General features: G+C 59.3%; 18 protein-coding genes and 1 tRNA gene. 15 read left to right on the top strand and 4 right to left on the bottom strand.

Translation table 11 applies throughout. The features are described from left to right. Window positions 1–44 precede the first annotated feature (44 nt). Window positions 45–266 (bottom strand): hypothetical protein, encoded by a 222-nt coding sequence (locus AC3WG5_RS00630; RefSeq protein WP_492567418.1) that lies wholly within the window; start codon window positions 264–266, stop codon window positions 45–47. A gap of 36 nt (window positions 267–302) precedes the next feature. Between AC3WG5_RS00630 and AC3WG5_RS00625 the strand changes: the two genes are divergently transcribed. The 9 genes from AC3WG5_RS00625 (at window position 303) to AC3WG5_RS00585 (ending at window position 8,337) form a co-directional block, all read left to right on the top strand. Further along, window positions 303–1,283, top strand: coding sequence for an MraY family glycosyltransferase (locus tag AC3WG5_RS00625; protein ID WP_492567417.1), 981 nt, complete (start codon window positions 303–305; stop codon window positions 1,281–1,283). Between the two features lie 148 nt (window positions 1,284–1,431). After that, window positions 1,432–1,719, top strand: coding sequence for a co-chaperone GroES (groES, locus tag AC3WG5_RS00620; RefSeq protein WP_008952453.1), 288 nt, complete (start codon window positions 1,432–1,434; stop codon window positions 1,717–1,719). A gap of 44 nt (window positions 1,720–1,763) precedes the next feature. Further along, entirely contained in the window at window positions 1,764–3,401 is a 1,638-nt protein-coding gene (gene groL / locus AC3WG5_RS00615; RefSeq protein ID WP_014088369.1) for a chaperonin GroEL, read from the top strand. 175 nt (window positions 3,402–3,576) lie between these two features. After that, window positions 3,577–4,323: a Nif3-like dinuclear metal center hexameric protein gene (locus tag AC3WG5_RS00610; protein ID WP_492567416.1), complete on the top strand. Its 747-nt coding sequence runs from the start codon at window positions 3,577–3,579 to the stop codon at window positions 4,321–4,323. Between the two features lie 115 nt (window positions 4,324–4,438). Further along, complete coding sequence (gene petA / locus AC3WG5_RS00605; RefSeq protein ID WP_008952456.1) at window positions 4,439–5,023, top strand: ubiquinol-cytochrome c reductase iron-sulfur subunit; 585 nt, start codon at window positions 4,439–4,441, stop codon at window positions 5,021–5,023. A gap of 14 nt (window positions 5,024–5,037) precedes the next feature. After that, on the top strand, window positions 5,038–6,357 hold the full coding sequence (locus tag AC3WG5_RS00600) for a cytochrome b (RefSeq protein ID WP_492567415.1): 1,320 nt from the start codon (window positions 5,038–5,040) through the stop codon (window positions 6,355–6,357). A 17-nt stretch (window positions 6,358–6,374) separates the two neighbouring features. Next, complete coding sequence (locus AC3WG5_RS00595; RefSeq protein ID WP_008952458.1) at window positions 6,375–7,136, top strand: cytochrome c1; 762 nt, start codon at window positions 6,375–6,377, stop codon at window positions 7,134–7,136. Window positions 7,137–7,282: 146 nt separating this feature from the next. Continuing rightward, complete coding sequence (locus AC3WG5_RS00590) at window positions 7,283–7,885, top strand: glutathione S-transferase N-terminal domain-containing protein (protein ID WP_040652169.1); 603 nt, start codon at window positions 7,283–7,285, stop codon at window positions 7,883–7,885. An 8-nt stretch (window positions 7,886–7,893) separates the two neighbouring features. Beyond that, the gene (locus AC3WG5_RS00585; RefSeq protein ID WP_492567414.1) at window positions 7,894–8,337 is read left to right on the top strand and encodes a ClpXP protease specificity-enhancing factor; all 444 of its coding nucleotides are present in this window, start codon (window positions 7,894–7,896) and stop codon (window positions 8,335–8,337) included. A 147-nt stretch (window positions 8,338–8,484) separates the two neighbouring features. On the opposite strand, the gene AC3WG5_RS00580 is transcribed toward AC3WG5_RS00585, so the two are convergent. Beyond that, window positions 8,485–9,789, bottom strand: a complete 1,305-nt coding sequence (locus AC3WG5_RS00580) for an ammonium transporter (RefSeq protein ID WP_492567413.1) — start codon at window positions 9,787–9,789, stop codon at window positions 8,485–8,487. 31 nt (window positions 9,790–9,820) lie between these two features. Then, window positions 9,821–10,159 (bottom strand): P-II family nitrogen regulator, encoded by a 339-nt coding sequence (gene glnK / locus AC3WG5_RS00575; protein ID WP_008952462.1) that lies wholly within the window; start codon window positions 10,157–10,159, stop codon window positions 9,821–9,823. Window positions 10,160–10,429: 270 nt separating this feature from the next. Here glnK and AC3WG5_RS00570 point away from each other — a divergent pair, with 270 nt between their 5' ends. From AC3WG5_RS00570 to AC3WG5_RS00545, 6 genes are all read left to right on the top strand, one after another. Beyond that, window positions 10,430–10,717 (top strand): accessory factor UbiK family protein, encoded by a 288-nt coding sequence (locus AC3WG5_RS00570; RefSeq protein ID WP_492567412.1) that lies wholly within the window; start codon window positions 10,430–10,432, stop codon window positions 10,715–10,717. A 10-nt stretch (window positions 10,718–10,727) separates the two neighbouring features. Then, complete coding sequence (locus AC3WG5_RS00565) at window positions 10,728–12,230, top strand: YifB family Mg chelatase-like AAA ATPase (protein WP_492567411.1); 1,503 nt, start codon at window positions 10,728–10,730, stop codon at window positions 12,228–12,230. Window positions 12,231–12,294: 64 nt separating this feature from the next. After that, complete coding sequence (locus tag AC3WG5_RS00560) at window positions 12,295–13,023, top strand: SPOR domain-containing protein (RefSeq protein ID WP_492567410.1); 729 nt, start codon at window positions 12,295–12,297, stop codon at window positions 13,021–13,023. Between the two features lie 18 nt (window positions 13,024–13,041). After that, window positions 13,042–13,656 (top strand): thiol:disulfide interchange protein DsbA/DsbL, encoded by a 615-nt coding sequence (locus AC3WG5_RS00555; RefSeq protein ID WP_492567409.1) that lies wholly within the window; start codon window positions 13,042–13,044, stop codon window positions 13,654–13,656. A gap of 83 nt (window positions 13,657–13,739) precedes the next feature. Beyond that, a complete protein-coding gene (locus AC3WG5_RS00550) occupies window positions 13,740–14,561 on the top strand; it encodes an undecaprenyl-diphosphate phosphatase (protein WP_492567408.1) in 822 nt (273 codons plus the stop codon). 68 nt (window positions 14,562–14,629) lie between these two features. Beyond that, window positions 14,630–14,706, top strand: a tRNA-Met gene (locus AC3WG5_RS00545). 217 nt (window positions 14,707–14,923) lie between these two features. On the opposite strand, the gene purB is transcribed toward AC3WG5_RS00545, so the two are convergent. Beyond that, window positions 14,924–16,294: an adenylosuccinate lyase gene (gene purB, locus AC3WG5_RS00540; RefSeq protein WP_482584093.1), complete on the bottom strand. Its 1,371-nt coding sequence runs from the start codon at window positions 16,292–16,294 to the stop codon at window positions 14,924–14,926. Window positions 16,295–16,328: the final 34 nt, after the last annotated feature.

Below are 16,328 nucleotides of genomic sequence, written 5' to 3'. Positions count from 1 at the left end.
ATTGCATGATGTGGTTTGAATGGGTTTGAGCGAGACTAGCGTTGTTACGGTAGCAGCCTGGTTGGTACAATCTGTTTTTCCTGTCCGTAGCCATCCAGGGCCTTTGGGTTATCCAAATCCCTTACCTGATCGAATCTGGCATGCTTCTCATTCTTCTTGGGGCGCTGTTTTGCTCCTTTATTGTCGCTGTATTGTTGGTCCGCTTTCGTCATCTGCATGATCGTTTTTCCTCTGATCATGACCTTGGCGGGGTACAGAAATTCCATGCGACCCCCGTTCCCCGCATAGGCGGAGTGCCTGTCATGGCTGGACTGGGGGTAGGAGCACTGATTCTTGCCTTATCGACGGGAGAGTATCTAAGCCTTGTACTTATTGTCGCTGCGCTGCCTGCCTTTGCGGCTGGGCTGGCCGAAGATTTGACCAAGAGGGTTGGCCCGCTGCCTCGACTGCTGGCTACGTTCGTGGCGGCAGGCATGGGGTTCTGGTTGCTGAATGCCGGCTTGTTGCGGCTGGATGTGCTTGGTGTGGATCAGCTTTTGCGTTACCACTGGGCCATTTCGCTGCTGTTCACTATGTTTGCCGTTGGTGGTGTGGCCCATGCCATCAATATCATCGATGGCTACAACGGTCTTGCTGGGATGGTGTCGGTGTTCATTTTCATGGCTTTAGCCTATGTGGCGTTCAAGGTTCGCGACCCGCAGATCATGGGGCTGTGTTTTGCTGCGACGGGGGCGGTGCTGGGCTTTTTGGTATGGAACTTCCCGCGAGGGTTGCTCTTTGCCGGCGATGGGGGGGCGTACCTGATTGGCTTTCTGATCGCGGAGCTATCAGTGTTGCTGGTGGCTAGGCACACGGAAGTCTCGCCGTGGTTTCCGCTGCTGCTGGTAATTTACCCCGTATTCGAAACAGTTTTCTCGATCTATCGCCGGAAATTCCTGCAGGGGCGCTCGGTAGGCTACCCCGATGCCTTGCACTTGCATCAGATGATCTACAAACGCTTGGTACGTTGGATGGTGGGTTCGAAGGAGGCGCGCCATCTGACCCGTCGAAACAGCATGACTTCTCCCTATCTGTGGGCATTGTCGTCCTTGTCGGTCGCACCTGCGATGCTGTTCTGGAACAACACCACGGTCTTGATGGTGTGTGTGGGTGTGTTTGTGCTGACGTACCTGTACCTGTATCGCATGATCATCCGGTTCAGGTCTCCGCGCTGGATGGTGCTTTACCGCCCCGCACTCGGTAAGGAGAGGTCGGCGGCGCTATCGTATAAGCAGAATCGATAGAAAATTTTTTGACGGTCCCCTCTCTTGAAAACCTCTTGCCCCGTCCCTATCATTAGCACTCGCAAGCCCCGAGTGCTAATGCGCCGGGCCAATTTGCTGATTTGATTGATTTTTCATTCTCACCAGCCACTGCTAACAGGAGAGAACAATGGCAATTCGTCCTTTGCACGACCGTGTTGTAATCAAGCGCCTCGAGGCGGAAGAAAAGACGGCTTCCGGTATCGTTCTGCCGGGTGCGGCTGCCGAGAAGCCGGACATGGGCGAAGTGATCGCCGTGGGCAACGGCAAGATTCTGGAAAACGGCGAGCGCCGTCCGCTGGAGCTGAAGGTCGGCGACAAAGTGATCTTCGGCAAGTACTCCGGCCAGACCGTCAAGGTCGATGGCGATGAAGTCCTCGTGATGCGCGAGGAAGACGTTATGGGCATCGTTGAGTAATCCGTCCCCACAACCGACTGAATCAGATTCTGGAGAAGTAAAGAATGGCTGCTAAAGACGTAAAATTCGGTGATTCCGCTCGTGCCAAGATGGTCAACGGTGTCAACATTCTGGCCGACGCCGTTAAAGTGACCCTGGGCCCGAAAGGCCGCAACGTGGTGCTGGATCGCTCCTTCGGCGCGCCGACCATCACCAAGGACGGTGTGTCCGTGGCCAAGGAAATCGAACTGAAGGACAAGTTCGAGAACATGGGCGCCCAGATGGTCAAGGAAGTGGCTTCCAAGACCTCCGACGTGGCCGGTGACGGTACCACCACCGCAACCGTGCTGGCGCAAGCCATCGTGCAGGAAGGCATGAAGTTTGTTGCCGCCGGCATGAACCCGATGGACCTGAAGCGCGGCATCGACAAGGCCGTGGTGGCCCTGGTGGGTGAACTGGCCAAGATCGCCAAGCCGTGCACCACCTCCAAGGAAATCGCCCAGGTGGGTTCGATCTCCGCCAACTCCGACCTGGATATCGGCCAGATCATCGCCGACGCCATGGAAAAAGTGGGCAAGGAAGGCGTGATCACCGTTGAAGACGGCAAGTCGCTGAGCAACGAGCTGGACGTGGTGGAAGGCATGCAGTTCGACCGCGGCTACCTGTCCCCGTACTTCATCAACAACCAGGAAAAGCAGATCGCCGCACTGGACAACCCGTTCGTGCTGCTGTTCGACAAGAAAATCTCCAACATCCGTGATCTGCTGCCGGTGCTGGAGCAAGTCGCCAAGGCCAGCCGCCCGCTGCTGATCATTGCCGAAGACGTCGAAGGCGAAGCGCTGGCCACGCTGGTGGTGAACACCATCCGCGGCATCCTGAAAGTGGTGGCAGTCAAGGCTCCGGGCTTCGGCGATCGCCGCAAGGCCATGCTGCAGGACATCGCTACTCTGACCGGCGGTACCGTGATCGCCGAAGAAGTGGGTCTGACCCTGGAGAAAGTCACCCTCGACATGCTGGGCCAAGCCAAGCGTATCGAAGTGGGCAAGGAAAACACCATCATCATCGACGGTGTCGGCGAGCACGCTGCCATCCAGGCTCGCGTTGGCGAAATCCGCCGCCAGATCGAAGAAGCCACTTCCGACTATGACCGTGAAAAACTGCAAGAGCGCGTGGCCAAGCTGGCCGGCGGCGTTGCCGTGATCAAGGTTGGTGCCGCTACCGAAGTGGAAATGAAAGAGAAGAAGGCCCGTGTCGAAGACGCGCTGCATGCGACCCGTGCTGCCGTGGAAGAAGGCGTGGTGCCTGGCGGTGGCGTGGCCATCCTGCGCGCTCGCGCTACCCTGGAGTCGCTGGTGACCGACAATGTCGATCAGGACGCCGGCGTCAAGATCGTGCTGAAGGCCATCGAAGCCCCGCTGCGCCAGATCGTTCAGAACGCCGGCGACGAGCCGTCGGTTGTTGTGAACAAGGTGCTGGAAGGCAAGGGTAACTTCGGTTACAACGCTGCCAGCGGCGAGTACGGCGACATGATCGAGATGGGTGTGTTGGATCCGGCTAAGGTGACCCGTACCGCTCTGCAACACGCGGCTTCGGTTTCCGGTCTGATGCTGACCACCGACTGCATGATCGCCGAACTGCCGGAAGACAAGCCGGCTGCTCCGATGGGCGGCATGGGCGGCATGGGCATGGACGGCATGATGTAAGCCAACCAGGTTAGGGCGCAATCGCTGTGAAGCGCATTGTGCCGACCTGCCGAAAAACCCCGCAAACTTTGCGGGGTTTTTCTTTTTCTTCGGCCAACCTTGGCAAGGTTGGCCGAAGGTCATCTGGGCGCCCGCTTTCTGGCACAATCCGCCCATCGATCATCGGGAGAGACTCATGCAACTGAGCGAATTGCAGCGCGTACTCGACGCGCAACTGGAGCCCTGGCGTTTCAAGGACTATGCCCCCAACGGGCTACAGGTGGAGGGCAGGGCCGAGGTGCGTACCATCGTCACCGGCGTGACCGCGTCGCAGGCGCTGCTCGATGTGGCCATCTCGCAGCAGGCCGACGCCATCCTGGTGCATCACGGCTATTTCTGGAAGAACGAAGACCCGCGTCTGGTCGGCATCAAGAAGCGCCGGCTGCAGACCCTGCTGGCACACGATATCAGCCTGTTGGCCTACCACTTGCCGCTCGATGCCCATCTGGAACTGGGCAATAACGCACAGCTCGCCAAGGAGCTGGGTTGGCAGGTTGAGGGCCAGTCCGGTGATCAGGGCCTGCTGTGGTTCGGTGCCGTGCCGCAGCCGCAGCGGGCCGACGATTTTGCCCGTGCTATCGGTACGCACCTGGGGCGTGAGGCGTTGCTGCTGGGGAGCCCGGATAAAGAGGTGCGGCAGGTGGCCTGGTGCACGGGGGGGGCGCAGGGGTATTTCGCCGATGCCATTGCGCTGGGAGTGGACGTTTTCGTCACTGGAGAGGTGTCGGAGCAGCAGCATCATATGGCGCTCGAATATGGCGTAGCGTTTGTTGCCGCGGGACATCACGCGACGGAGCGTTATGGCATCCAGGCTCTGGGAGCGTGGCTCTCCAATAATCATGAAGTTAGTGTGGTTTTTGCCGATATCCCTAATCCTGTCTGATCTAGGTCAAAGGGAACTTCGGTAATTAATTTGCATCCGCCCTTCAAGTCCATGTGGGTATTCGGGTAAAATCGGCAGGATTTGAGCTCGGTTTCCACGTTTGAGGATGACTGTAATGAGTGAGCAACACGTCGATGCGGGGCGCCGTCGTTTCCTGACGGTAGCAACCAGCGCGGTTGGTGGTGTGGCGGTAGCCGGGGTGGCAACGCCGTTTCTGATGAGTTTCTTCCCGTCCGAGAGGGCCAAGGCTGCCGGTGCGCCGGTCGAGGTCGAGATCGGCAAGCTGGAGCCGGGCCAGAAGATCAACGTCGAATGGCGCGGTAAGCCGGTGTGGGTGTTGTCGCGTACTCCGGAGATGGTGAAGAACCTCGCCAAGAACGACGACAAGCTGGTCGATCCCAAGTCGGAAGTCGAGCAGCAGCCGGAATACTGCAAGAACGAATACCGTTCGATCAAGCCGGAACTCTTGGTGGCGGTGGGCATCTGTACCCACCTGGGCTGTTCGCCGACGTTCCGTCCCGACCTCGCCCCGGCCGACCTCGGCCCGGAATGGCTTGGCGGTTTCTATTGCCCCTGTCATGGCTCGAAGTTCGACCTGGCGGCACGGGTTTTCAAAGGGGTGCCGGCACCGAAGAACCTGGAAATCCCGCCGCACAAGTATCTGTCCGATAGCCGCCTATTGATTGGCGCCGACAAATAAGCTGAGGGCGAAAAATGAGCAAAGGACAAAGCATCCTGAACTGGATCGACGAGCGCTTCCCGCTGTCATCCACCATGAAGGCGCACATCACCGAGTACTACGCGCCCAAGAACTTCAACTTCTGGTACTTCTTCGGCAGCCTGGCGATGCTGGTACTGGTGATCCAGATCGTCACCGGCATCTTCCTCACCATGAACTACAAGCCGGATGCCGCGACTGCCTTCCTGTCCGTCGAGTACATCATGCGCGACGTGGCCGGGGGCTGGATCATCCGCTACATGCACTCCACCGGCGCCTCGATGTTCTTCATCGTGGTCTACCTGCACATGTTCCGCGGTCTGATCTACGGTTCGTACAAGCAACCGCGTGAACTGATCTGGGTGTTTGGTACCCTGATCTTCCTGTGCCTGATGGCCGAAGCCTTCATGGGTTACCTGCTGCCGTGGGGCCAGATGTCGTTCTGGGGCGCTCAGGTGATCGTGAACCTGTTCGGTTCGATCCCGGTCATCGGCCCGGATCTGTCGGTATGGATCCGTGGTGACTACGTGGTGTCCGACGCGACCCTGAACCGCTTCTTCGCGCTGCACGTGATCGCGGTTCCGCTGGTGCTGCTGGCACTAGTGGTGGCCCACCTGGTGGCGCTGCACGAAGTGGGTTCCAACAACCCTGATGGCGTCGAAATCAAGAAGAACAAGGACCCGAAGACCGGCATTCCGCTCGACGGCATTCCGTTCCACCCGTACTACACCGTCAAGGACGTACTGGGCGTTGCCGTGTTCCTGATCGTGTTCTCGGCCATCGTGTTCTTCATGCCGGAAATGGGTGGCTTCTTCCTCGAGCACCCGAACTTCGACCCGGCCGACCCGCTGAAGACCCCGCCGCACATCGCACCGGTATGGTACTTCACGCCGTTCTACGCCATTCTGCGCGCCATTCCGTCCTTCCTGGGCACCCAGGTGTGGGGCGTGCTGGGCATGGGCGCGGCTGTGGTGCTGATCGCCTTCTTGCCGTGGCTGGACAAGTCGCCGGTGAAATCGATCCGCTATCGCGGTCCGAAGTTCAAGTTCATGCTGGTCCTGTTCATCATCGCCTTTATCGGCCTGGGTATCCTGGGGGCCATGCCGTCCACCAATACCCGCACCGTGATCGCCCAGATCCTGTCTGCGATCTACTTCGCTTTCTTCCTGGGCATGCCGATCTACACCAAGAACGATGTCGGCAGTGAGCCGGTTCCGAGCCGCGTTACCGAGACCAACACCAAGCGTCAGCTTCGTTTCCTGGTGCTGGTTGCCGTGACCGTTGTCGGTGCAGCGCTGTTTGCCATGAACGTGTAACGAGGGGGATGGACAATATGAAAACCAAAATCCGTCATCTGATCGCCGCTGCTGCGTTCATGCTGCCGCTGGGGGCTGCCGTGGCCTCCGAAGGGGGCCCTGCGCTGGAAAAGGCTCCGATCGATATCCATGATACCGAGTCGCTGCAGCGCGGCGCGCAGCTCTTTACCAACTACTGCTTGTCCTGCCATTCGGCCAACGCCATGCGTTACAACCGTCTGGCGGATATCGGTCTGACCGAAGACCAGATCAAGGAAAACCTGCTGCCGCCGGACGCCAAGGTGGGTGACACCATGAGCATCGCCATGGGCAAGAAGGATGCCAAGGTCTGGCTCGGCGCCGCGCCGCCGGACCTGTCGGTGATCGCACGCTCGCGCGGTGCCGACTACCTGTACGCCTACCTGCGCGGTTTCTACCGTGACGACACGCGTCCCACCGGCTGGAACAACCTGGTATTCGACAAAGTCGGCATGCCGCATGTGTTCTGGCAGTGGCAGGGTGATCAGGTGCTGAAGACGGTCAAGGGTGAAGGCGGCCACGAAGAGCATCAGCTCGAGCTGGTCAAGGCCGGTACCATGACCAAGCTGGAAAACGGCAAGGCCAATACCGTCGAATTCGACCGCCGCATGGCCGATCTGACCAACTATCTGGTGTACATGGGCGAACCGGCCCAGGTGAAGCGCCACCAGATCGGCTACGTCGTGCTGATGTTCCTGGGCCTGCTGCTGCTGCCACTGGCCTACTTCCTGAAGAAGGAATACTGGAAAGACATTCACTGAGTCTGAAGGTTGGCCGAAGACAAGGGCGGGTAAATCCCGCCCTTTTTCTTTTTCAAACAGGGGCTTAATGGCTAAAACTGGAAAAGCGTGGCGGCAAAATGGTAAACTTCACTATTGTTGCCAATCAGAAGGATGCGCTTTTAGCCATGATGACCTTGTACTCCGGTATCACCTGCCCGTTCAGCCAGCGTTGCCGCATCGTATTGTATGAAAAAGGGATGGATTTCGAGATCATCGATGTGGACGTCCACAACAAACCCGAAGATCTCGCGGTGATGAACCCGTACAACGAGGTGCCGGTACTGGTCGAGCGTGATCTGATCCTGCACGAATCGAACATCATCAACGAATACATTGACGAGCGCTTCCCGCACCCGCAACTGATGCCGGCTGATCCGGTGATGCGCGCGCGTGCTCGCCTGTTCCTGTTCCGCTTCGAGCAGGAGCTGTTCTGCCACGTCAAGACGCTGGAAGCCGGTGCCACCGGTAAAGAAGCGACCAAGGCGCGCGAGGCGATTCGCGACGGCCTGATCATGATCGCACCGATCTTCGCCAAGCAGAAGTTTATGCTGGGCGACGAGTTCTCGATGATCGACGTGGCCATCGCTCCGTTGATGTGGCGCCTTGAACACTACAATATCGACCTCGGCAAGAGCGCTGCGCCGATTCTCAAGTACGCCGAACGGATCTTCCAGCGCCAGTCCTTCATCGACTCGCTGACCCCGTCCGAAAAGGCCATGCGCAAGTAAGGGCAGTGATGAGTTCGTCTACCAAGCCTTACCTGATCCGGGCCCTGCACGAGTGGTGCACCGATAATGGTCACACACCGTATATCGTGGTGTGGGTCACCGACCAGACCTCGGTGCCGCGCGAATTCGTCAAGAATAACGAAATCGTGCTCAATATCTCCCCGACCGCTTGCCAGGCGCTCAAGATCGACAACGACTGGATCTCGTTCTCGGCTCGCTTTGGCGGTGTTGCACGTGAGATATGGATTCCGGTCGCCAACGTCATGTCCATCTTTGCCCGGGAAACCGGGGAGGGGATGGGGTTCGAAGTCGAAGCTCCTCCGGCGGAGGAAGCGGTGTCCGAATCGGCTCCTGCCTTGAAACCGGTCGAAGGACAGGGGGAAGGGGCAGGATCGGAGGCCGAGCCGGCTCCACGTCCGTCCGGCCGCCCCAGCCTGCGTGTCGTCAAGTAGGGTGTCTCTCCCCAAGCCCAAAGCCAGCTCGATGCTGGCTTTTTGTTTGGTCGTTTCTTCGGCGCGGCAGAATGCCGGCAAAAAAATGGGGCGCCGAAGCGCCCCCAAGTCCCTTACCACAACAAGACAACTTAATGATCTCTTGTGTTACTCCACCCGTTCGCCGTGGAGCACCACATCCAGCCCTTCGCGTTCTTCTTCATCGGTGACTCGCAGACCGATGACCACGTCGATAAGCTTCAGCAGCACGAAGCTGGCGACGCTACAGTAGGCCGCGGTGACCACCACGCCGAGCGCCTGGGTGGCGAGGCTGCCATCAACGCCGCCGATATCCTTCACCGCGAACACGCCGGTGAGCAGGGCGCCGACGATACCGCCAACACCGTGTACGCCGAAGGCATCGAGCGAGTCGTCATATTTCAGGGCGTGCTTCAGGCCGGTTGCGCCCCAGTAGCACACGAGGCCGGCGATGAGGCCGATGGCCAGAGCGCCCTTGGCATCCACGAAGCCTGCGGCCGGGGTGATGGCCACCAGGCCGGCCACGGCGCCGGAGGCGATACCCAGCACCGACGGCTTGCCCTTGGCAATCCACTCGGCGCCCATCCAGGCCAGTGCCGCCATGCCGGTCGCGATCTGGGTCACCATCATCGCCATGCCGGCGCGGCCATCGGCTGCGGCGGCGGAGCCGGCGTTGAAGCCGAACCAGCCCACCCACAGCATGGAGGCGCCAATCAGGGTCAGCACCAGGTTATGCGGGGCCATCGCTTCCTTGCCGAAGCCGACGCGCTTGCCCAGAACCAGGGCTGCCACTAGGCCGGCAACACCGGCGTTGATGTGCACTACGGTGCCGCCGGCAAAGTCGAGGACGCCTTTATCGGCCATCCAGCCGCCCGGTGCCCAAACCCAGTGTGCAACCGGTACGTAGACCAGCAGCGACCACAGGGCCATGAACACCATCATGGCGGAAAACTTCATCCGTTCAGCAAAGGCACCGGTAATCAGGGCCGGAGTGATGATGAAGAAGGTCATCTGGAACATCATGAAGACCGGTTCTGGAATGGTCGGGGCCAGCGGGTGGACGGTCAGTTTGCCGCCATCCTTCAGATAAGTCAGGCCTTCCATCAGCACACGATCAAAACCGCCGATCAGGGAATTGCCGGGAGAGAAAGTCAGGCTGTAGCCAATGACGGTCCACAGCACGGTCATCAGGGCGCAGATTGCAAAGCTTTGCATCAGCGTCGCCAGTACGTTCTTCTTGCGGACCATGCCGCCATAGAACAGGGCAAGCCCCGGGATGGTCATGAACAGCACCAGTGCCGTCGAGGTCATCATCCAGGCCGTATCGCCACCACTGATGGTGGAGGCAGCAACCAGGGTCGGTTCGCCTGCGGCCAGTGCCGGCAGGGAGGAGACGAGGGCGAGAGCGCCCAGTGTGGCCATATTCCTTTTCATTGGCATTCCCCTTCAGTTCCCGTTATGGAATTTAGACGGCATCGGCACCGGTTTCGCCGGTACGAATGCGGACGACTTGCTGCAGGTCGAACACGAAGATCTTGCCATCGCCGATCTTGCCGGTCCGGGCGGACTTTTCGATGGCTTCCACCACCTGGTCCAGCAGGGCATCGTCAATGGCGATTTCCAGTTTCACTTTAGGCAAGAAGTCAACGACGTACTCTGCGCCGCGATACAGCTCGGTATGGCCTTTCTGGCGTCCGAAGCCTTTCACCTCGGTCACGGTAATGCCTTGAACACCGATGGACGAGAGGCCTTCACGCACTTCGTCAAGCTTGAACGGCTTGATAATCGCTGTGACCAGTTTCATGTGCATTCCTTTCTGACGGATCCGAATCGTTTTTCACTTCTGTGCTGTGATTAAGCAGGTTTCGTGCCAGAGCATGTCGTTCGCCTCATATAGCGCAATGACGGCACCGTCACGGACTGAAAGCGGGCATCCGCTACGCCTTGGCACCGTCTTGGCGCGATTGGCGTGCGGCGACTGCACCAATGCTGTGCGGCTGCCCGGCGCTGCAGCGGCAAATCCTTTTTGCTACACTCAAGCCTGTGCAACATGACGAAGTCAAGGAGGCCCCAGATGCTGAGCCAGAAGTTGTTTGAAGAAATCACCACCAAGATCAGTGACACCATCGCAGCCAGCCCGGTGAAGGATGTCGAGAAGAATGTCAAAGCCATGATGGCGTCGACTTTCTCGCGCCTGGACTTGGTCACCCGCGAAGAATTCGACGTCCAGCAGGAAGTGTTGCTGCGTACTCGAGAAAAGCTGGAGCGACTGGAGGCCCGCATGGCAGCCCTTGAAGCCGCTGTGTTCCCCGACAAGGCGGCAGAGCAGGTCGATACCCAGGCCACCCTGGGGCATTCCTGATTTTTCTAAGATGACGTTGGCCATCGTTCATAGCCGGGCCCTGTCCGGTATGGAGGCTTCCGAGGTCTCTGTGGAGGTGCACATGGCCAATGGTCTGCCAGCGTTCGCCATCGTGGGTCTGCCCGACACCGAGGTAAAGGAAAGTCGCGACCGGGTCCGGGCCGCGATCCTGACCTCGGGGTTTACCTTCCCGGCGCGGAAGATCACAGTGAATCTGGCTCCCGCCGATTTGCCCAAAGATTCGGGGCGCTTCGATTTGCCGATCGCACTGGGCATTCTGGTGGCGTCCGGGCAGGTGAAGGGGGACGCTCTCACCCGCTATGAATTCGCGGGGGAGCTGGCGTTGAGTGGCCAACTGCGAGCCATCCGTGGTGGCTTGGCCATGACCTGCCATGCCAGGCGTGCCGGGCGCGCTTTTGTATTGCCGCCGCAAAGTGCCGCCGAGGCCGCCTTGGTGGCCGATGCCACGGTGTATTCGGCGGCGACGCTGCTGGAGGTTTGTGCCCATCTCAATGGCTTGCAGCTCTTGCCACGCGCGCAGGCGGAGAGTGCCCGTACCACTATCTGCTATCCCGATCTGGCCGATGTCAAAGGACAGGGGGCGGCGCGCGGGGCGCTGGAGATCGCCGCCGCGGGCGGCCACAGCTTGCTGCTGATTGGTCCTCCGGGAACAGGGAAGTCGATGCTGGCCAGCCGTTTGCCCGGGCTGCTGCCGCCGATGCAGGATGACGAGGCACTGGAGGCGGCGGCGGTGCAGTCACTCGGATCGCAAGGGTTCTCTGCCGAGGCCTGGCGCGCCAGGCCATTCAGAGCACCTCACCATACCGCTTCGGCCGTGGCCATAGTGGGAGGCGGCTCCGAGCCACGTCCGGGAGAGGTCAGCCTGGCGCACCGTGGTGTGCTATTCCTGGACGAACTGCCGGAGTTTGATCGTCGCGTGCTGGAGGTGCTGCGTGAACCTTTGGAGAATGGCGTGATCCATATCTCCCGTGCAGCCCGCCAAGCGACGTTTCCTGCCCGTTTTCAACTCGTCGCGGCGATGAATCCTTGCCCTTGTGGCTACCTCGGGCATCGTTCCGGGCGCTGCCAGTGCACGCCGGAGCAGGTTGCACGTTATCGCGGTAAAATCTCCGGCCCTTTGCTGGACCGGATCGACATGCATATCGAGATGCCGACCCTGTTGCCGGACGAGCTATCGGGCCAGGGGCCAGGCGAAACGAGTGAGGCGGTGCGTGAGAGGGTGATTTCGGCGCGCCGGATTCAGTTGGCGCGGCAGGGGAAGGCGAATGCCGACCTTTCCGGGGCCGAGCTGGATCGGCATGGGTTGGTCGAAGCGTCGGCGCAGCAGACACTGCTCCAGGCGGTCGAGCGGCTGCACCTTTCTGCCCGCAGCTATCATCGCATTCTGCGCGTGGCCCGAACCATTGCCGACTTGAAGGGGGCAGAACCGATCTCGCGCCAGGAAGTGTTGCAGGCGGTACAACTGCGACGTGCCGGGCTGCCAAATAGCTGAGCTTTTCCCCGGTCCGTCTTAATTATTGGATAATGTGGCGATTGCATGATGCAAGCTAGCGCCCATGGGTAATATTGATTTGAAACATTCTTCACGTTCTTCCTCTTCGCGCCGCAACTCGTCGGGAGCCGCGCGCAGTGGTGGTGGTGGTCTGATGGCGGGTATCGTCATTGGACTGATCGTCGGGGTGGCCGTCGCCATCGGCTTGGCCATGTATCTCAATCGTTCAGCGACGCCTTTCGCTACGGCAACGAAGTCGACACCGAAGCCTACCGCCCAGGTGCCCGAGCCGACCTTGCTGTCGCCTGGAAGCAAGATAGCCGAGTTGCCTGTCGCACCGTCATCGGTGCCCGCGACACCGGCTACCGCACCGGCGATGCCGGCGGCTCCCCCAGCTCCTGTGGCCCCGCCGGCCGCCAAGCCCGTTGCCCCGGCCAAAAGCCAGGATGAGCAACGTTTCGATTTTTACAAGATTCTGCCGGGGCAGCTTGATGCCGTTCCGGGTGAGGGGGGAAAGCACGCCAAGGGCGGGGAACCTTCCGCTTCTGCAGCTGTTCCTAAGTCTTATTTGCAAGTAGGTGCATTCCAGAATGAAGATGAGGCGGATAACCTGAAGGCCCGCTTGGCCATGCTGGGTGTCGAAGCCTCGATACAGTCGGTCAATCTGCCCGACAAAGGTCTGGTGCACCGTGTTCGCGTCGGTCCGTTTACACGCCAAGAAGATCTGGACCGGGTGCGTGCTCAACTCAAGCAGGATGGCCTGACCGGAGCTGTGGTCAAGGGCGGTAATTGATTTCGACAAGGGGATGATATGAAAAAGTGGTTGCTTGCCGGGCTGATGCTGTTTAGTGCCTGGGCCAATGCGGCGATTGAGCAGGGCAAGGATTACACGGTATTGGCCAATCCGCAGCCAGTGGCAACGCCGGGCAAGGTGGAGGTCATCGAGTTCTTTTCCTACCACTGCATCCATTGTTTTCATCTTGACCCGGCTTTGACGGCGTGGAGCAAGAAGCTGCCGACCAACGTCAGCTTCCGTCGTGAGCAGATTGTCTGGAACAAGCAGATGGAGGGTCTGGCCCGTTTGTTCGCTACCTTCAATGCCACCCGGACACTGGACAGGCTGCATGCCCCGGCGTTGAGCGCCATGGTGGAGAAAAAGATCAACCTGGCCGACGAGACGGAGATGAGCAAGTGGCTGGCGACCCAACCAGGTATCGACACCAAGACTTTCATGGCAACGTATAAGTCCTTCGGCATCAATGCCCAGGTGGCGCGAGCCAGCAAGATCACCCGTGACTACGGCATTGAAGGGACGCCGACCATCGTGGTGGCCGGCAAGTACGCGACCATGGCGGCCGAGCCGGCCCGCTTGCTGCAGGTGGTGGATGAGTTGATCGTCAAGGCGCAGCGGGAAGCGAAGAAATAAGGTAGTTAAGTTTGCATTAATCGAACAAAGGCAGCCTGGCTGCCTTTGTTTTTGCCTGATAACGACAATGGAAAGGTTGTACCGTGGATGTGCTGCTGCTAGCCAAGGCTTTACTAATGGGGGTCGTCGAAGGCCTGACGGAGTTTCTGCCGATTTCGAGTACCGGCCACCTGATCGTGGCGGGTGACCTGATCAATTTCCATAGCGAGACCAGTGCGGTCTTCGAGGTGGTGATCCAGTTGGCGGCGATTTTGGCTGTGGTCTGGGAATACCGGGCTCGTTTCATTGGTGTGGCGGAAAATCTGGGGCGTGACGCCTCGGCCCAACGCTTTGCGTTCAATTTGCTGTTGGCCTTTCTGCCCGCCGCCATCATTGGCTTTCTGTTTATCAAGGTCATCAAGCTCTACCTGTTCAACGCGGTGAGCGTGGCGTTGGCGTTTATTATTGGTGGCCTGGTGATCTTGTTGGTCGAGCGCAAGGATCGTCGTGCCCAGGTGCATAGCGTCGATGCTATGACGGGGAGAGATGCCCTCAAGGTGGGGCTGGCTCAGGTGTTTGCCCTGATTCCGGGAACCTCGCGTTCTGGCGCCACCATCATTGGTGGTATGTTGTTTGGCCTCGACCGGAAAGTGGCCACCGAGTTTTCCTTCTTTCTGGCGGTTCCGACCATGTTCGCGGCAACTATTTACGATGTGTACAAACATCGTGCGCTGTTCGCCTTGAGTGATGCCCCGGTCTTTGCCGTAGGTTTTGTGGCGGCCTTCTTCAGTGCGTTTCTGGCTGTACGCGGGCTGATCCGCTATGTCTCGGGTCATAACTTCAATGCTTTCGCCTGGTACCGTATTGGCTTCGGTGTGCTGATCCTGCTGACCTGGAAAATGGGTTGGGTGGACTGGGCAGCGTAAATCATGCCTTTTTTGCTCATAAAAGCTTGACGCTGGTTCGGCGAGACGGTAAGATGCATTTCTTCAGACGCGGGGTGGAGCAGTCTGGTAGCTCGTCGGGCTCATAACCCGAAGGTCGTAGGTTCAAATCCTGCCCCCGCAACCAAGTTTAGAAAAGCCAGAACATCATGTTCTGGCTTTTTGCTATTCAACGTGCACCATATCGGTGTACTCCGTATAACGTACGATTCCCGTCACGACGCCTCCTGAATTTTTGTGGGTCCCTCCGCCGGCTTGGCTTTTCAATTTAGCCAGCGCGGGTGCTTGCGCATAAAAAAACACGTCACCCGAAGAGTGACGTGTTTTTTTTGGGGGCGGGCGATTTAGATGCGCTTGGCCAGTTCCACTGCCTTGCCGATATAGCTGGCCGGGGTCAGTTCCAGCAGGCGGGTTTTCTCCTGCTCGGGGATATCCAAGCCCTTGATGAAGGCGGACAGGGTGTCGCGGGTGATGCCGTCCTTGCCGCGCGTCAGCTCCTTGAGCTGCTCGTACGGATTGGCGATGCCATAGCGGCGCATTACGGTCTGAATCGGTTCAGCCAGCAGTTCCCAGCTGGAGTCGAGGTCGGCGGCCAGTGCGGCCGGGTTGATTTCCAGCTTGTTCAGGCCGCGCAGGCAGGCGTTGAAGCCGAGCAGGGTGTAGCCGAAGCCGACGCCCATATTGCGCAGGACCGTGGAGTCCGTCAGGTCGCGCTGCCAGCGCGAGATGGGCAGCTTCTCGGCCATAAAGCCGAGTACGGCGTTGGCCATGCCGAGGTTGCCTTCGGCGTTTTCGAAGTCGATCGGGTTGACCTTGTGCGGCATGGTCGAGCTGCCCACTTCGTCCTTCTTGACCTTCTGCTTGAAGAAGCCCAGCGAGATGTAGCCCCAGACGTCGCGGTTGAGGTCGATCAGAATGGTGTTGACACGGCCCATGGTCTGATAGAGCTCGGCCATGTAGTCGTGCGGCTCGATCTGGATCGTGTAGGGGTTGAAGGTGAGGCCGAGGCCGGTCACGAAGCGACCGCACACGCTTTCCCAGTCGACGTTAGGATAGGCCACCTGGTGGGCGTTGTAGTTGCCGACGGCGCCGTTGATCTTGCCCAGGATTTCCTGCTTGACCAGTTGTTCGCGTTGGCGGCTCAGACGATAGACCACGTTGGCCAGTTCTTTACCCATGGTCGACGGTGTGGCCGGCTGACCGTGGGTGCGGCTCATCATCGGCACGGCGGCCAGTTCGTGGGCCAGGTTCTGCAGGCGCTGGATGACGCTGTCGAGGGCCGGCAGCACCACGGTGTTGCGCGCCGTCTTCAGCATCAGGGCGTGCGACAGGTTGTTGATGTCTTCCGAGGTGCAGGCGAAGTGGATGAACTCGCTGGCGGCCATCACTTCCGGGTTGCCCGACAGGCGCTCTTTCAGCCAGTATTCGATGGCCTTGACGTCATGGTTGGTGCGAGCCTCGATGGCCTTGATCTCTTCGCCGTGCTCGACATTGAAGTTGGCGATAACGTCGTCGATTTCGCGCAGGGTGGCGTCGGAGAACGGCTTGACCTCCTCGATGCCCGGTTCGGCGGCCAGCATTTTCAGCCACTCAAGCTCCACCTTGATGCGGAATTTCATCAGGCCGTACTCGGAGAACAGGGAGCGCAGCGGTTCTGCCTGATTGGCGTAGCGGCCATCCAGGGGGCTCAGGGCGGTCAACGTGGTCAGATTCATGACGAGGTATTTCCAAACGTATGTGCCGGTTGCC

The sequence above is a fragment of the Pseudogulbenkiania sp. FW507-F1 genome, from assembly GCF_058781125.1.
The sequence above is the reverse complement of the archived record's forward strand: the minus strand, read 5'-3'. Positions and strand labels throughout refer to the sequence as shown.

Bases quoted from the DNA above. Each gene is read 5' to 3' on its own strand.
- petA (WP_008952456.1), top strand. From the start codon at position 4,439: ATGAGTGAGCAACACGTCGATGCGGGGCGCCGTCGTTTCCTGACGGTA.
- groL (WP_014088369.1), top strand. From the start codon at position 1,764: ATGGCTGCTAAAGACGTAAAATTCGGTGATTCCGCTCGTGCCAAGATG.
- AC3WG5_RS00600 (WP_492567415.1), top strand. From the start codon at position 5,038: ATGAGCAAAGGACAAAGCATCCTGAACTGGATCGACGAGCGCTTCCCG.
- AC3WG5_RS00630 (WP_492567418.1), bottom strand. From the start codon at position 266: ATGGAATTTCTGTACCCCGCCAAGGTCATGATCAGAGGAAAAACGATC.
- AC3WG5_RS00625 (WP_492567417.1), top strand. From the start codon at position 303: ATGGCTGGACTGGGGGTAGGAGCACTGATTCTTGCCTTATCGACGGGA.
- AC3WG5_RS00555 (WP_492567409.1), top strand. From the start codon at position 13,042: ATGAAAAAGTGGTTGCTTGCCGGGCTGATGCTGTTTAGTGCCTGGGCC.
- AC3WG5_RS00560 (WP_492567410.1), top strand. From the start codon at position 12,295: ATGGGTAATATTGATTTGAAACATTCTTCACGTTCTTCCTCTTCGCGC.
- AC3WG5_RS00590 (WP_040652169.1), top strand. From the start codon at position 7,283: ATGATGACCTTGTACTCCGGTATCACCTGCCCGTTCAGCCAGCGTTGC.
- glnK (WP_008952462.1), bottom strand. From the start codon at position 10,159: ATGAAACTGGTCACAGCGATTATCAAGCCGTTCAAGCTTGACGAAGTG.
- AC3WG5_RS00610 (WP_492567416.1), top strand. From the start codon at position 3,577: ATGCAACTGAGCGAATTGCAGCGCGTACTCGACGCGCAACTGGAGCCC.
- AC3WG5_RS00585 (WP_492567414.1), top strand. From the start codon at position 7,894: ATGAGTTCGTCTACCAAGCCTTACCTGATCCGGGCCCTGCACGAGTGG.
- purB (WP_482584093.1), bottom strand. From the start codon at position 16,294: ATGAATCTGACCACGTTGACCGCCCTGAGCCCCCTGGATGGCCGCTAC.
- AC3WG5_RS00580 (WP_492567413.1), bottom strand. From the start codon at position 9,789: ATGAAAAGGAATATGGCCACACTGGGCGCTCTCGCCCTCGTCTCCTCC.
- AC3WG5_RS00570 (WP_492567412.1), top strand. From the start codon at position 10,430: ATGCTGAGCCAGAAGTTGTTTGAAGAAATCACCACCAAGATCAGTGAC.
- AC3WG5_RS00565 (WP_492567411.1), top strand. From the start codon at position 10,728: ATGACGTTGGCCATCGTTCATAGCCGGGCCCTGTCCGGTATGGAGGCT.
- groES (WP_008952453.1), top strand. From the start codon at position 1,432: ATGGCAATTCGTCCTTTGCACGACCGTGTTGTAATCAAGCGCCTCGAG.
- AC3WG5_RS00595 (WP_008952458.1), top strand. From the start codon at position 6,375: ATGAAAACCAAAATCCGTCATCTGATCGCCGCTGCTGCGTTCATGCTG.